The sequence below is a fragment of the Cupriavidus sp. 2SB genome (assembly GCF_005503625.1).
Lineage (GTDB): Bacteria > Pseudomonadota > Gammaproteobacteria > Burkholderiales > Burkholderiaceae > Cupriavidus.
In genome coordinates this window covers 16,597-31,497 of sequence record NZ_SCMX01000052.1, presented here as the reverse complement: position 1 = coordinate 31,497, position 14,901 = coordinate 16,597, and the positions used below count along the sequence as shown (strand labels likewise).

Genomic DNA, 14,901 nt, shown 5'->3' with positions numbered 1-14,901 from the left:
CCACAACGTCGGCGGTGAATTAGCCCTCCAATTGTTACCTCCACCCTGTCAGACACCCACTGACATCGCCGTAACCTCCTGATTCCTCAGCGATTTTCGCGCTACACCTCCTTACAAAATCCAACGGAAATAGGCTGCAAATTCGGACAGAATTTCAGTATCCGCTGCCTCGCCAGCGAACTGGAGTGTCGCCATGTCTGGTCCGGAATCTACCCTGCCGTCTCCGCGGCGTCTTCATCCGCTGATTGCGACGGCTGCTATTGCCGTAGTCATTGCAAGCCTGACTGCCGTGGCCGCCGTCACGGGTATCTTGCCGTTTGGCAAGGCCAGCCCGAATCCCGCCGAGCCTGCGGCATCGCCATACAGCCAGACTGCTCCGAGCCAGCCGGCCGGCTCCACGACGCGCCCACCAGCTCGCGACACGGCGCAGCAAGCCCAGGTCGAGCCGAAGCCAACCCCACGTCCCAGCAGCACCGCCGGCCACGTGACCGGCGTACAGGTCGTGGCGGCCGAAAAGCCGACTAGCGGCCTCGGTGCGTTGGGTGGTGCGGTTGTGGGTGGCCTCGTTGGCAACCAGATTGGCAACGGCAACGGCCGTATCCTCGGCACGGTAGCCGGAGCCGCCGCTGGCGGCGTAGGCGGGAACTACGCCGAGAAGAAACTCAACACGGACAAGACATACCGCGTGAACGTGAAGATGGACGACGGCTCACGCCGCACGTTCACCTATCAGAACCCGCCGGGGGTGGAAGTGGGTGAACGGGTGCATATGGAGAAGGGAGTGTTGGTGCGGGGTTGACCTGCTCCCGTTCGTGTCCGCCAAAACAAAAAAGCACGGCTTAAAACCGTGCTTTTTTGTTTCCGGCAACCTTCAGACCCTCAGGCTGCCTCCTCGATCCAAGCCTGCTGAATCGCTTCGAGGATCTTCTCGCCCGAGCGTTCCGGCAGGTCGTCGAACCCATCCAGTTCAAGCACCCACTGGCGCAGTTGCGTGAAGCGCACCGTCTGCGGATCGACATCGGGAAACTTGTCGAACAGCGCTGCGGCAACGTCGTAGGTATCGGTCCATTTCATGGGGAAACTCCTCGCGTGGGCCTTAGTGGCCTTCCTTGGCGTGGTTGATCGTGTATTTCGGAATTTCGACGGTCAGGTCTTCGTCGGCGACGATAGCCTGGCACGACAGTCGCGAGTTGGGCTCCAGCCCCCACGCCTTGTCGAGCAAATCTTCCTCGGTTTCCTCGGCATCTTCCAGCGAGTTGAAACCCTCGCGCACCACCACATGGCACGTGGTGCAGGCGCATGACTTCTCGCACGCGTGCTCGATGTTGATACCGTTCGTCAGCAGCGCATCGCAAACGCTGACGCCGGTGCTGGCTTCGAAAACAGCGCCCTCGGGACACAATTCCACGTGGGGCAAGACGATGATCTGTGGCATTTCTTTCCTGTGCTTTCCGTGCGGACCCGGCGCTTAGCCGAGGTCCTCCACCTTCTTTCCAGCCAGCGCGCTCTTGATCGAACGATCCATGCGGCGCGCGGCAAATTCATCGGTACCATGCGACAGCCGTTCCACCGCCGCCTTGATCGCGTGGTGGTCCTCGCCCCGGGCGATGTCACGCACGCTCGCCATCAGCGCATCCACGTCCGCGCGCTCCGCATCCGAGAGCAGGTCGCCATCGACTTCGAGCGCACGTCCGGTGGCTTCCACCAGACGATCGGCCTCGACACGTTCTTCGGCAAGCGCACGGCTCTTCATGTCGTGCTCGGCTTCGCGGAAGCTTTCCTGCAGCATCCGGGCGATGTCGTCATCGGCCAATCCGTACGAAGGCTTCACGGTCACGGACGCTTCCACGCCCGAATTGGTCTCGCGCGCCGACACCGACAGCAGGCCGTCGGCATCCACCTGGTAAGTCACGCGAATACGCGCCGCACCCGCCACCATCGGCGGAATACCGCGCAGCTCGAAGCGGGCCAGCGAGCGGCAATCGCTCGCCAGTTCACGCTCGCCCTGCAGCACGTGGATCGCCATGGCCGTCTGGCCATCCTTGAACGTCGTGAACTCCTGCGCACGCGCTACTGGAATGGTGCTGTTACGCGGGATGATCTTTTCGACCAGGCCACCCATCGTTTCCACGCCCAGCGAGAGCGGGATCACGTCGAGCAGCAGCCAGTCGTCGCCCGGTGCGTGGTTGCCAGCAAGCAGGTTGGCTTGCATCGCGGCGCCCAGCGCCACCACACGATCCGGGTCCAGATTCGTCAGCGGCTGCTGGCCGAAATACTCGCCCACCGCCTTGCGGATGGCGGGCATGCGCGTCGCGCCGCCCACCAGCACCACGCCCTTCACGTCCTCGGGGCCCACGCCGGCATCGCGCAGCGACTTGCGCACGGGCGCCAGCGTCTTCTGCACCAGATGCTTCGTGATATCGATAAAGGTGTCGGCGTCCAGCGGCAGATGCACGATCTCGCCGCTGTTCAGTACCGCGTCGATCACGGTGGTATCGCTCGACGACAGCGCTTCCTTGGCCGCACGGGCTCGCACCATCAGCAAGCGCATGTCCTCGGCGGACAGCGGCTGCAAGCCGGCCTGCTCGACGATCCAGCACATCAGGCGCTGGTCGAAGTCATCGCCGCCCAGTGCGGAATCGCCGCCGGTCGACATCACCTCGAACACACCCTTAGTGAGCTTGAGCACCGAGATATCGAAAGTGCCGCCGCCCAGGTCGTACACGGCGTAAATGCCTTCGGCAGCGTTGTCGAGACCGTAGGCAATGGCCGCAGCCGTCGGCTCGTTAAGCAGGCGCAGCACGTCGAGACCAGCCAGTTGCGCCGCATCCTTCGTTGCCTGGCGCTGCGCGTCATCGAAGTACGCCGGCACCGTGATCACGGCACCCACGATATCGTCGCCCAGTGAATCCTCGGCGCGCTGACGCAACGTCGCCAGAATCTCTGCCGAGACTTCCACCGGGCTCTTTACACCCGCCACGGTCTTGATCTGCACCATGCCCGGCGCATCGACGAAATCGTACGGGCTGTGCTCGATATTGGTCACGTCCCGCAGGCCGCGGCCCATGAAGCGCTTGACCGAAATCACGGTGTTCTTGGGATCGCGTACTGCCTCGTCCTGGGCCTTGTAGCCGATATGCGCCGCGCCGTTCGGCAGATAGCGCACCACGGACGGCAGCAGCGCGCGGCCGCTTTCGTCAGGCAGGACTTCGGGAATGCTGTTGCGTACGGCAGCCACCAGCGAATTGGTGGTGCCGAGGTCGATACCCACGGCAAGCCGGCGCTGGTGAGGCGCCGTGGACATGCCGGGTTCGGAAATCTGGAGCAGTGCCATGAGAATCTTCTAATCTTCGAGCCGATCGATCGCCTCGCTGGCGTCGTGCTCGATCTTTTCGATAAACATCAGCTGGCGCGCAGCCGCGCTTGCGGCGTCGTTATCCGCGCCATCGAGCAATGCACCGAGCGCCGCGTGACGATCGCGCTTTTCCTGTCGCAGCTCGCGCAGCAGGCTGTCCAGTTGCCCGACATCGCGCGTTTCCACCGCGTCCTGCAATGCTTCACGCCATTCCATCTGTTGCATCAGGAAGGCAGGCGCCATCGCCGTATTGCTTTCGGCCTGGATATCCACACCGCGCAATTGCAACAGGTAGATGGCGCGCTTCAGCGGCTGGCGCAGCGTCCGGTAGCCCTCGTTAGCATGCGCAGCCCACTGCATGGCCACGCGCCGCTCGGCATCGCCGGCATTGGCGAAACGGTCCGGGTGGGCCTGCGACTGGACTGTCCGGTAGGCAGCCTCCAGCGCCGCCTCATCCACGTCATACCGGGCGGGCAGCCCGAACAGCGAGAAGAAATCGTCTTTCAAAGCGCGTCTTTCAAAAACTTCGCCAACAGTTCTGCCAACAAAAAGGAGCGGTCATGCCGCCCCCTTGTCGTATTGCCGCGCCGCGCATCTTGCCGATGCGGACGCGGCGTCGGGTCAGACCCGGAACGACTCGCCGCAACCGCACTCGTCCTTGACGTTCGGATTGTTGAATCGGAAACCCTCGTTCAACCCCTCGCGTGCGAAATCGAGTTCGGTGCCGTCGATGTACGGCAGGCTCTTCGGATCCACGATGACCTTGAGGCCACGCGTCTCGAAGACCTGGTCCTCGGGCAGCACCTCGTCCACATACTCAAGCTTGTACGCCAGGCCCGAGCAGCCAGTGGTCTTCACGCCGACGCGCAGGCCCACGCCCTTGCCACGACGTTCGAGGTAGCGGGCGACGTGCTTCGCCGCCTTTTCGGTCATTGTGATCATCTTTGCCTTGCTGTCAGAAAAATTACGCGGCTTGCGCGACGCCGTGCTTCTTCTTGTAGTCCTCGACGGCCGCCTTGATGGCGTCTTCCGCGAGGATCGAGCAGTGGATCTTCACCGGCGGCAGCGCCAGTTCTTCGGCGATCTGCGTGTTCTTGATTTCCAGCGCCTGATCCACGGTCTTGCCCTTGACCCATTCGGTCACCAGCGACGACGACGCGATGGCCGAGCCGCAACCGTAGGTCTTGAACTTGGCGTCTTCGATCACGCCCGATTCGTTCACCTTGATCTGCAGCTTCATCACGTCGCCGCAGGCCGGAGCGCCGACCATGCCGGTGCCCACCGCGTCGTCGTTCTTGTCGAACGAACCAACGTTACGCGGATTTTCATAGTGGTCGAGAACCTTGTTGCTGTAAGACATTTTGGCTACCTCTGACGAATCTTTATGGGGTTCTTGTTATGACTGCCGGCTACGCTCAGTGCGCAGCCCACTGGATCGAATTCAGGTCGACGCCGTCCTTGAACATTTCCCACAGCGGCGACAGGTCGCGCAGCTTGCCGATCTTGTTCTTGAGCAGTTCGACGGTGTAGTCCACTTCCGCTTCCGTCGTGAAACGACCAACGGTGAAGCGGATTGAGCTGTGCGCCAGTTCGTCATTGCGACCCAGCGCGCGCAGCACGTACGACGGTTCCAGCGATGCCGACGTGCAAGCCGAACCCGACGACACGGCCACATCCTTGATGGCCATGATCAGCGATTCACCTTCCACGAAGTTGAAGCTGACGTTCAGGTTGTGCGGCACGCGGTGTTCCATCGAGCCGTTCAGGTACACCTCTTCCATCGACGACAGGCCGTTCCACAGGCGATCACGCAGCATGCGGATACGCTCGTTCTCGGTGGCCATTTCCTCGCGGGCCAGGCGGAATGCTTCGCCCATGCCGACGATCTGGTGCGTAGCCAGCGTGCCCGAACGCATGCCGCGCTCGTGTCCACCGCCGTGCATCTGCGCTTCGATGCGGATGCGTGGCTTGCGGCGAACGTACAGCGCGCCGATGCCCTTCGGGCCATAGGTCTTGTGGGCCGAGAACGACATCAGGTCGCACTTCAGCTTGCTCAGGTCGATACCGACCTTGCCCGTGGCCTGCGCAGCGTCGCAGTGGAAAATGATGCCCTTCTCGCGGCAGATCTCGCCGATCTGCTCGACGTCCTGGATCACACCGATTTCGTTGTTCACAAGCATTACCGACACCAGGATCGTGTCCGGGCGCAGTGCCTGCTTGAACACGTCCATGTCGATCAGACCGTCATCCTTGACATCGAGGTACGTCACCTCGAAGCCCTGGCGCTCCAGTTCACGCGTGGTGTCAAGCACGGCCTTGTGCTCGGTCTTCACGGTGATGATGTGCTTGCCCTTGCCCGAATAGAAATTGGCCGCGCCCTTGATACCGAGGTTGTCCGATTCGGTCGCACCCGAAGTCCACACGATCTCGCGCGGATCGGCACCCACCAGCGCGGCAACCTGCTCGCGCGCCTCCTCCACTGCACGCTCGGCGTCCCACCCGTAGGCGTGGCTACGCGAGGCCGGATTGCCGAACTGCTCGCGCAAGTACGGAATCATCTTGTCGGCGACGCGCGGGTCCACAGGCGTCGTGGCCGAATAATCCATGTAGATGGGGAAGTGTGGGGTGGTGCTCATCTTATGACTGCCTTATAGGGATCGCTTATCGCGTACTGCCTACCGATAGTTTAGTATAATACTACAGCCTTGCTTACGACTGGGCGAGGCTGAACACCGAATTGACCACGCGGGCGCGCGCAGGCTTTTCCTGTTTTTCGGTTTTATTGCGGGATAGGGTGACCGGTTGTTGCGCGGCGTCTTCGCGCCGGTCGTGCAGCACGGCCGGTTGGCGGGCGCGCTGCTGGTCAACCAGATTCTTCAGGGAGACGGAATCGAGGTACTCGACCATCTTCTGGTTCAGCGTGGCCCACAGTTCATGGGTCATGCAGCGGCCTGTGCCTTCATCGCCATTGCAATTGCCTTTGCCGCCGCATTGGGTGGCATCGAGCGGTTCGTCCACGGCGATGATGATGTCTGCAACCGTAACGTCTTCGGCCTTGCGGGCAAGACTGTATCCGCCCCCCGGGCCACGCACGCTTTCCACGATCTCATGGCGGCGCAGTTTGCCGAAGAGCTGTTCGAGATACGACAGCGAGATCTTCTGGCGTTGGCTGATACCCGCCAATGTGACGGGTCCCTGATCCTGGCGCATAGCCAGGTCGATCATGGCGGTTACCGCGAAACGGCCTTTGGTGGTCAGTCTCATGATGCTCGGGGAGAGGGAATACTTGAGGATTTCGGTCGAGTTTACGATATCCCGACTAAATCAGTCAAGTTCCCCGTGCTGCAATGCACTGTTCCGAAAGCCATAACGATGACCCTGAAAACCGCCTGGCAGCGCGCCTTTGGCCGTGATGGCCGAATCAGGGCGCGATTTTACCGGCTGCGGCAAATTTCGGCACAGCCCGACTTGCTGCTATCACAGTCTGGGAATCTATAGCTGTTCGGCTAGAACCTTGCCACGCGCGAAGCCCGCGGCTTCCGCTTCCTCCGGCGACTTGTAGTGCGCCGAGGCCGGCGCATTCTCCACAAGCGTGCTGGCAGCGCGGATGTTGGTCCCCTTGCGGCAGACCCGTACCGTGAAGTCCCAGTCCACCGGATTGCGAGGTTTCACGAGCACCTGGATCTCGTGCGTCTCGAACACCTTCTTCTTCCATTCACTGCTATACGCCATTCCTGTCTCCCGGCCAGCTGTGTCTTGGCCCAACCTGCGCCCGTGGTCAGTTCACTTCACCGGCGTCGATGGTGCGCATGGCTTCGGCCTCGGCCAGGGCGAGTGCCGCCTCTGGCGTTTCGGCCGTGCCTGTCTCGGTTTCAAACGTGGGGCCGCCCGGCTCCCCAAATGCGTCGGCAATCGTCACCACACCGGCAAAGCCGCCGGCCGCATGTCGGATGGCGCGGGCCACGACAGCATATCCACCGTATTCGAACTGCGTGACCATGGCGCGCTCCTGGTTCGTGATGCGGCACGACGACTGCGGGGCTCCGGACGCGGATGTCCTTCATCACTATAGGATGCCGTGCCGCAACATGGGCACCGGGAGCGCCTCTTGCTGGATCGGGGATTGCCTCAGCTTGACGGCGGCAACAGATGGTCGCCATCGGCGGCGCCACCAAACACCTGCGCACGCAGCTTGGCCAGGCTGTCGCGTACCTGGGCAGCCTTCTCGAATTCAAGATTCCTGGCGTGTTCGAGCATCTGCTTCTCCAGGCGCTTGATTTCCTTGGCCACCTGCTTCTCGCTCATGTCCTCGTACTTCGCGCGCTCCGCGGCAGCGGACAATTCGGCCTTGACGTCGTCCGGGTCATACACGCCGTCGATAATGTCCTTGATCCGCTTGACCACACCGCGCGGCGTGATGCCGTGGGCCTCGTTGTGCGCCATCTGCTTGGCGCGGCGGCGCTCGGTCTCGCTGATCGCCACCTTCATCGAGTCCGTCATCCGGTCGCCGTAGAGGATGGCGGTACCGTTGACGTTCCGTGCTGCCCGGCCGATGGTCTGGATCAGCGATCGCTCGGCACGCAGGAAGCCTTCCTTGTCAGCATCGAGGATCGCCACGAGCGATACCTCCGGAATGTCCAGGCCTTCGCGCAGCAGGTTGATCCCCACCAGCACATCGAACGTGCCCAGGCGCAGATCGCGGATGATCTCCACGCGCTCGACCGTGTCGATGTCCGAATGGAGATAGCGGACCTTGACGCCGTTCTCGGACAAGAACTCGGTCAGTTGCTCCGCCATGCGCTTGGTCAGCGTGGTCACCAGCACGCGCTCGTTGACCTTGACCCGCGCATGGATCTCGCCCAGCAGGTCATCCACCTGCGTGGTGGCCGGACGGACCTCGATCGTCGGGTCCACCAGCCCCGTGGGCCGCACCACCTGCTCCACGACCTGGCCGGCATGTTCCTTCTCGTAGTTCGCGGGCGTGGCGGTCACGAAGACGGCCTGACGCATCTTGCGCTCGTACTCGTCGAACTTGAGCGGCCGGTTGTCCATGGCGGACGGCAGCCGGAAGCCATATTCGACCAGCGTGGTCTTGCGGGCGCGGTCGCCGTTGTACATGCCGTTGAGCTGGCCGATCAGCACGTGCGACTCGTCGAGGAACATCAGCGCGTCCGGCGGCAGGTAGTCCACCAGCGTCGGCGGCGGTTCGCCCGGCTGGGCGCCGGACAGGTGCCGCGAATAGTTCTCGATGCCCTTGCAGAAGCCGAGTTCGGTCAGCATTTCCAGATCGAAGCGCGTGCGCTGTTCCAGCCGCTGGGCCTCGACGAGGCGGTTTTCCTTGTAGTAGAAATCCAGTCGCTCGCGCAACTCCACCTTGATGTTTTCGATCGCGCGCAGCACGGTCTCGCGTGGCGTGACGTAGTGGCTCGACGGATAGACCGTGAAGCGCGGAATCTTCTGACGCACGCGCCCTGTCAGCGGATCGAAGAACTGCAGCGAATCCACTTCGTCATCGAACAGTTCCACGCGAACGGCCATTTCGGCATGCTCGGCGGGGAAGATGTCGAGCGTGTCGCCGCGCACGCGGAACGTGCCACGCTGGAAGTCCGCGTCATTCCGCGTGTACTGCATCGCAATCAGCCGCGCAATGATGTCGCGCTGGCTCAGCTTGTCGCCGTTGCGCAGCGTCAGAATCATCTGATGGTATTCGCTCGGATTGCCGATACCGTAGATGGCCGACACCGTCGCCACGATGATCGTATCGCGCCGTTCCAGCAGGCTCTTGGTGGCCGACAGCCGCATCTGCTCGATGTGCTCGTTGATGGACGAGTCCTTCTCGATGAACAGGTCGCGCTGCGGCACGTAGGCTTCAGGCTGGTAGTAGTCGTAGTAGCTGACGAAATACTCGACGGCGTTGCGCGGAAAGAACTCCCGGAATTCCGAATACAGTTGCGCTGCCAACGTCTTGTTTGGCGCAAATACGATGGCTGGCCGCCCCATCCGCGCGATAACGTTGGCCATCGTGAACGTCTTGCCGGAGCCGGTTACCCCCAGCAGTGTCTGGAACGACAGCCCATCCTCTACCCCTTCCACCAGTTGGCGGATCGCCTCGGGCTGGTCGCCGGCCGGTAGATAGGGCTGATAGAGCTGGAACGGGGACCCCGGAAAAGTAACGAACTTGTCTTCGTCGAGAACGGGGGCGGCTTCAGCGAGATTCGTCATGAAATTAGGGAAATACCTCAGGAAAACGGGCGGATACGCTAGAATCTTGGGGTTGCGCGGAACGGTTCAACCCCATTGCCGATCTGCCGCAGCCCAGCGCAGTCCGAAGCATTCTACGCCCTCCGTTTTGTTACACAGCTGACCACGAGATTCCAAATGAGTTTGTTTTCTGCCGTCGAGATGGCCCCGCGCGACCCGATCCTGGGCCTGAATGAAGCATTCAATGCCGATACGCGTCCCACCAAGGTGAATCTGGGCGTTGGCGTGTACTTCACAGACGAAGGGAAAATTCCGCTGCTGCGCGCTGTGCAGGAGGCCGAAAAGGCACGCCTGACGACCGCCACGCCCCGTGGCTACCTGCCGATCGAAGGCATTGCCGCGTATGACCAGGCTGTCCAGACCCTGCTGTTCGGCAAGGAATCGGCCCTGATCACGGAAGGCCGCGTTGTGACCGCACAAGCACTTGGCGGCACGGGCGCCCTGAAGATTGGCGCCGACTTCCTGAAGCGCCTGTATCCGGATGCTTCGGTCGCCATCAGCGATCCGAGCTGGGAAAACCACCGCGCGCTGTTCGAAGCCGCCGGTTTCCCGGTAGTGAACTATGCCTATTACGATGCCCCGAGCCACGGCCTGAACTTCGCCGGCATGGTGGAATCGCTGAAGTCGTACCCGGCCAACACGATCGTCGTGCTGCACGCGTGCTGCCACAACCCCACCGGCGTGGATCTGAATGAAGCCCAGTGGAAGCAGGTGGTGGAACTGGTCAAGGAACGCAACCTGATTCCGTTCCTCGACATGGCCTACCAGGGCTTTGCCGACGGCATCGAGCCGGACGGCGCCGCTGTGCGCCTGTTCGCCGAGTCGGGCCTGCCCTTCTTTGTGTCGAGCTCGTTCTCGAAGAGCTTCTCGCTCTACGGCGAGCGCGTGGGCGCGATCTCGATCGTGACGACCAGCAAGGACGAAGCGCAGCGCGTGCTGTCGCAGATCAAGCGTGTCATTCGCACGAACTACTCGAACCCGCCGACCCACGGTGGCACCGTAGTCGCCACCGTCCTGAACAGCCCGGAACTGCGCGCCATGTGGGAGCAGGAACTGGGCGAGATGCGCGACCGCATCAAGCTGATGCGCAATGCGCTGGTGGACAAGCTGGCCGCCGCTGGCGTGCCGGGCGACTTCTCGTTCGTCAAGGCGCAGCGCGGCATGTTCTCGTACTCGGGCCTGACCTCGGCCCAGGTGGACCGCCTGCGTACCGAACACGGCATCTACGCCGTGGGCACGGGCCGCATCTGCGTGGCCGCACTGAACAGCCGCAACATCGACGCCGTGGTGAAAGCCATCGCCGCCGTCTACTAAGCGATTTGCTGCATCTGGGCGTTGCACCAAAATGCAACACCCAGTCGAAAAAGGCGACCTGGAAGCCACTCCGGTCGCCTTTTTCCGTTTTGTCGGCGGATGTCATCCCGATATAGCGCCAATGTCCTATTGTCTTCCGCGGCTGGCGGCGTACCTTTGAGAGATATGCTGCAGAGCACGATCGTTCGATTGCGGGCATAATCGTTGTGCGAGTCACTCGCGACAATAAAGGCTAGACAGGCATGCTTTATCAATTGCATGAATTCCAGCGCTCGATGCTGAACCCGCTTACCGCGTGGATGCAGGCGACCGCCAAGACGTTTATCAATCCCCTCAGCCCCCTCTCGCTGCTGCCGGGTGCGCCCCGGCTGGCGGCAGGCTACGAGCTGCTATACCGGCTCGGCAAGGAATACGAGAAGCCGGCGTTCGATATCAAGGCCGTGCGTTCCAACGGGCGCGACATTCCCATCGTCGAACAGACGGTGCTGGAAAAGCCGTTTTGCAAGCTGATCCGCTTCAAGCGGTACGCCGACGATCCCGAGACCATCAAGCTGCTCAAGGACGAGCCGGTGGTCCTGGTGGCCGCGCCGCTGTCCGGCCACCACGCCACGCTGCTGCGCGACACGGTGCGCACGTTGCTGCAGGATCATAAGGTCTATGTGACCGACTGGGTGGATGCCCGGATGGTCCCGGCCGAAGACGGTGCCTTCCACCTTTCGGACTATATCTACTACATTCAGGAATTCATTCGCCATATCGGCGCGGAAAACCTGCATGTGGTCTCGGTGTGCCAGCCGACGGTGCCGGTGCTGGCGGCGATTTCGCTGATGGCTTCGGCCGGCGAGAAGACGCCGCGCACGATGACGATGATGGGCGGCCCGATCGATGCCCGCAAGAGCCCGACGTCGGTCAACTCGCTGGCGACGAACAAATCGTTCGAGTGGTTCGAGAACAACGTCATCTACACGGTGCCTGCCAACTATCCGGGTCATGGCCGCAAGGTCTATCCCGGCTTCCTGCAGCATGCCGGCTTCGTGGCGATGAACCCGGACCGCCATCTCTCCTCGCACTATGACTATTACCTGAGTCTGGTCGAGGGCGATTCCGACGACGCCGACGCGCACGTGAAGTTCTACGACGAGTACAACGCCGTGCTCGACATGGCCGCCGACTACTACCTCGACACGATCCGCGAGGTGTTCCAGGAATTCCGGCTGGCTAACGGCACGTGGGAAATCGATGGTGCGCCGGTGCGTCCGCAAGACATCAAGCGCACCGCCCTGCTGACTATCGAGGGCGAGCTGGACGATATTTCAGGTGCTGGCCAGACGGCTGCCGCACACGACCTGTGCGAAGGTATCCCGAAAGCGCGCAAGCAACATATCACCGCGCCGAAGTGCGGCCACTACGGGATTTTCTCGGGCCGCCGCTGGCGCGAGAACATCTATCCGGAACTGCGCGACTTCATCCGGAAGCACTGAAGGTCTTCTGCCAAAGCAAAACGCCCGCAAATTTCTTGCGGGCGTTTTGCTTTCGGCGGATGTCAGCAACCTTCAGCGATTGGTCAGGTAGGACAGCAGCATGTCCGTATGCAGCTCGGCAAAGCGGGCGTGTTCCTCTTCGGAGGCCACGTCGCGGCCAATCACGGCGCTGATCGTGTACCGGTTCGACAGCACATAGTAGCCGAGCGCCGAAATGGTCAGGTAGAACTGCGGCACGTCGATGCCATCACGGAACACGCCCTGTTGCTGGCCGCGCCGGATGATGTCGGCCAGCACATCCACCACGGGGTTGATCAACTGGTGAAGTTGCGAAGATTTCTTCAGGTGCCGCGCCTCGTGCAGGTTCTCGCTGTTGACCAGCCGAATGAATTCGGGATGCGCGTAGTACCAGTCCCAGACGAATCGGGCGAGCGTGCGGACCGCCGCCACCGGGTCTTCGTCCGTGATGTGAAGCTGCTCCTCGGCCGCACGGAATTCGGCGTACTGCTTTTCGAGCACGGTAAGGAAGAGACCTTCCTTGCTGCCGTAGTAGTAGTACAGCATCCGCTCGTTGGTTTCCGCCCGACGTGCGATCTGGTCGACGCGGGCACCGGCCAGCCCGCCTTTGGCAAACTCTTCGGTGGCGGCCGCCAGGATACGCCGACGCGTGCCCTCGGGATCCCGCTTGGTTCTTGGCTCGTTTGACATGAATTTCCGGTCTGTCGATTGCGCGGATTATGGCACAGCCGTCACCCCCTCCCCTTGTCCCACATACGGGTGACGCCGCATGATCCCCTTTTCTGCATGGCGGCGAAATCGGGGATAATCCTTGCCGCAACGCGTCCGGCAGAGACGCGCCGATGCGCTTGCGTGCCGATGTGCCAGTCGCTCCCCCAGAATCCGTTTTTGCAGTCTCGCAGTCGTGACCCACTCCCAACCCACCGCAGCCGACACCGCCAGCCTGGCGGACCGTCTTGAAGCCCTGCTGCCGCAAACCCAATGCACCAAGTGCGGGTTCGATGGCTGTCGCCCCTATGCCGAGGCCATGGCCACGGGTCAGGCCGACAGCAACCGCTGCCCGCCCGGGGGTGCCACGGGCATCGTACGATTGTCCGCGCTGCTGGGCACGGCGCCGCAGCCGCTCGACCCCGAACGCGGCATCGAACAGCCCCGTGCTGTGGCCCGAATCGATGAATCGCTCTGCATCGGCTGCACGCTCTGCATCCAGGCATGCCCGGTCGACGCCATCGTCGGCGCGGCCAAGCAGATGCATACCGTGCTGCCCGACTGGTGCACCGGCTGCGATCTCTGCGTGGCGCCCTGCCCCGTGGACTGCATCGCGATGATCCCCGTGACCGGTGCGAATACCGGATGGGATGCGTGGTCGCAGGAACAGGCCGATGCCGCGCAGGCTCGCTATCAGTCGCGGCGAGTGCGGCTGGTCCGTGAGCGCGAGGAGAACGATGCGCGCCTGGCCGCGAAGGCTGCGGCCAAGCTCGAAGCCTTGCAAGCCGAACCGGTAGAATCCGATGCCGAACGGGCTGCGCAGGCACGCAAGAAAGCCATCATCGAGGCCGCCATGGCCCGGGCGCGCGAGAAGGCTGCGGCCGCGGCTGCGGCGAAGCCGCGCGATACCGAAAACGTATCGCCCGCCGTGCAGGCCCAGATCGATGCCGCCGAGGCCCGCCGCGCGCGGCTTGGATTGGGGACATCTGCATCGGATACCTTGCCCGGCCCACACGACAACGACAACGACCCGTCCCGCGCATGAACCCAGCCAAGCGCCTTGCCATCTTCGAAACCCTGCGCGAAGTCAATCCCACACCCGAGACGGAACTCGAATACAGCTCGCCATTCGAGTTGCTGATCGCCGTGCTGCTGTCCGCGCAAGCCACGGACGTGGGCGTGAACAAGGCCACGCGCAAGCTTTATCCAGTGGCCCATACTCCGCAGCAGATTCTGGATCTCGGCGAGGCCGGGCTGATCGAATACATCAAGACGATCGGGCTATACAAGACCAAGGCAAAGCACGTGATGGAAACGTGCCGCATCCTGGTGGAACAGCACGGCGGCAAGGTGCCACCGGTGCGCGAGGCGCTGGAAGCGCTGCCGGGCGTGGGGCGCAAGACCGCCAATGTGGTGCTGAACGTGGCGTTCGGCCATCCCACCATCGCCGTGGACACGCACATTTTCCGTGTGGCCAACCGTACCGGGCTGGCGCCGGGCAAGAACCCCGACGCCGTGGAGCAGAAGCTGCTCAAGGTCACGCCGACCGAGTTCATGCACGATGCCCACCACTGGTTGATCCTGCACGGCCGCTATGTCTGCAAGGCGCGCAAGCCAGAATGCTGGCACTGCGCGATCGAGCCGCTCTGCGAGTTCAAGCCAAAAACGCCAGCCCCAAACGTCTAGACATTCGGAATGGGCCGCAATCCGGGAAAGCGCGAGGTTGGGCGGAACCTTCCAAACGCCGCCCGCCAGCCCCACCGA

The 14,901-nt window shown here is 62.4% G+C and carries 17 protein-coding genes; 5 read left to right on the top strand and 12 right to left on the bottom strand.

What is annotated here, in order from left to right; translation table 11 throughout:
• Nucleotides 1–193: 193 nt before the first annotated feature.
• Complete coding sequence (locus FFS21_RS21815) at nt 194–799, top strand: glycine zipper 2TM domain-containing protein (protein ID WP_137926811.1); 606 nt, start codon at nt 194–196, stop codon at nt 797–799.
• An 80-nt stretch (nt 800–879) separates the two neighbouring features.
• Here the strand turns inward: FFS21_RS21815 and iscX are convergent, their stop codons facing one another.
• The 11 genes from iscX to uvrB all read right to left on the bottom strand — a co-directional run bounded on the left by iscX (nt 880) and on the right by uvrB (nt 9,577).
• Entirely contained in the window at nt 880–1,074 is a 195-nt protein-coding gene (gene iscX / locus FFS21_RS21810) for a Fe-S cluster assembly protein IscX (protein WP_137926810.1), read from the bottom strand.
• A 22-nt stretch (nt 1,075–1,096) separates the two neighbouring features.
• Nucleotides 1,097–1,435: an ISC system 2Fe-2S type ferredoxin gene (gene fdx, locus FFS21_RS21805; protein ID WP_137926809.1), complete on the bottom strand. Its 339-nt coding sequence runs from the start codon at nt 1,433–1,435 to the stop codon at nt 1,097–1,099.
• Nucleotides 1,436–1,468: 33 nt separating this feature from the next.
• Complete coding sequence (gene hscA / locus FFS21_RS21800) at nt 1,469–3,334, bottom strand: Fe-S protein assembly chaperone HscA (RefSeq protein WP_137926808.1); 1,866 nt, start codon at nt 3,332–3,334, stop codon at nt 1,469–1,471.
• A gap of 9 nt (nt 3,335–3,343) precedes the next feature.
• Nucleotides 3,344–3,862, bottom strand: coding sequence for a Fe-S protein assembly co-chaperone HscB (hscB, locus tag FFS21_RS21795; protein WP_137926807.1), 519 nt, complete (start codon nt 3,860–3,862; stop codon nt 3,344–3,346).
• Nucleotides 3,863–3,976: 114 nt separating this feature from the next.
• On the bottom strand, nt 3,977–4,297 hold the full coding sequence (iscA, locus tag FFS21_RS21790) for an iron-sulfur cluster assembly protein IscA (protein ID WP_092292575.1): 321 nt from the start codon (nt 4,295–4,297) through the stop codon (nt 3,977–3,979).
• A gap of 22 nt (nt 4,298–4,319) precedes the next feature.
• Nucleotides 4,320–4,715 carry a Fe-S cluster assembly scaffold IscU gene (iscU, locus tag FFS21_RS21785; protein WP_137926806.1) on the bottom strand — a complete coding sequence of 132 codons (396 nt, stop codon included), beginning with the start codon at nt 4,713–4,715 and terminating at the stop codon, nt 4,320–4,322.
• A gap of 55 nt (nt 4,716–4,770) precedes the next feature.
• The gene (locus FFS21_RS21780) at nt 4,771–5,991 is read right to left on the bottom strand and encodes an IscS subfamily cysteine desulfurase (RefSeq protein WP_137926805.1); all 1,221 of its coding nucleotides are present in this window, start codon (nt 5,989–5,991) and stop codon (nt 4,771–4,773) included.
• Between the two features lie 73 nt (nt 5,992–6,064).
• Nucleotides 6,065–6,619, bottom strand: coding sequence for a Fe-S cluster assembly transcriptional regulator IscR (gene iscR / locus FFS21_RS21775; RefSeq protein WP_137926804.1), 555 nt, complete (start codon nt 6,617–6,619; stop codon nt 6,065–6,067).
• Between the two features lie 228 nt (nt 6,620–6,847).
• Complete coding sequence (locus tag FFS21_RS21770) at nt 6,848–7,087, bottom strand: hypothetical protein (RefSeq protein ID WP_137926803.1); 240 nt, start codon at nt 7,085–7,087, stop codon at nt 6,848–6,850.
• 46 nt (nt 7,088–7,133) lie between these two features.
• Nucleotides 7,134–7,355 (bottom strand): hypothetical protein, encoded by a 222-nt coding sequence (locus FFS21_RS21765; RefSeq protein WP_137926802.1) that lies wholly within the window; start codon nt 7,353–7,355, stop codon nt 7,134–7,136.
• Nucleotides 7,356–7,483: 128 nt separating this feature from the next.
• A complete protein-coding gene (gene uvrB, locus FFS21_RS21760; RefSeq protein WP_137926801.1) occupies nt 7,484–9,577 on the bottom strand; it encodes an excinuclease ABC subunit UvrB in 2,094 nt (697 codons plus the stop codon).
• Between the two features lie 156 nt (nt 9,578–9,733).
• Here uvrB and FFS21_RS21755 point away from each other — a divergent pair, with 156 nt between their 5' ends.
• Both FFS21_RS21755 and FFS21_RS21750 read left to right on the top strand, forming a co-directional pair.
• Nucleotides 9,734–10,930, top strand: coding sequence for an amino acid aminotransferase (locus FFS21_RS21755; RefSeq protein WP_137926800.1), 1,197 nt, complete (start codon nt 9,734–9,736; stop codon nt 10,928–10,930).
• 242 nt (nt 10,931–11,172) lie between these two features.
• On the top strand, nt 11,173–12,411 hold the full coding sequence (locus FFS21_RS21750) for a polyhydroxyalkanoate depolymerase (protein ID WP_137926799.1): 1,239 nt from the start codon (nt 11,173–11,175) through the stop codon (nt 12,409–12,411).
• A gap of 72 nt (nt 12,412–12,483) precedes the next feature.
• Here the strand turns inward: FFS21_RS21750 and FFS21_RS21745 are convergent, their stop codons facing one another.
• Nucleotides 12,484–13,119, bottom strand: a complete 636-nt coding sequence (locus FFS21_RS21745) for a TetR/AcrR family transcriptional regulator (protein WP_137926798.1) — start codon at nt 13,117–13,119, stop codon at nt 12,484–12,486.
• Nucleotides 13,120–13,333: 214 nt separating this feature from the next.
• Here FFS21_RS21745 and rsxB point away from each other — a divergent pair, with 214 nt between their 5' ends.
• A complete protein-coding gene (gene rsxB, locus FFS21_RS21740) occupies nt 13,334–14,182 on the top strand; it encodes an electron transport complex subunit RsxB (RefSeq protein ID WP_137926797.1) in 849 nt (282 codons plus the stop codon).
• Nucleotides 14,179–14,823 carry an endonuclease III gene (nth, locus tag FFS21_RS21735; RefSeq protein ID WP_137926796.1) on the top strand — a complete coding sequence of 215 codons (645 nt, stop codon included), beginning with the start codon at nt 14,179–14,181 and terminating at the stop codon, nt 14,821–14,823. Before rsxB ends, nth begins: the two co-directional genes overlap by 4 nt.
• Nucleotides 14,824–14,901: the final 78 nt, after the last annotated feature.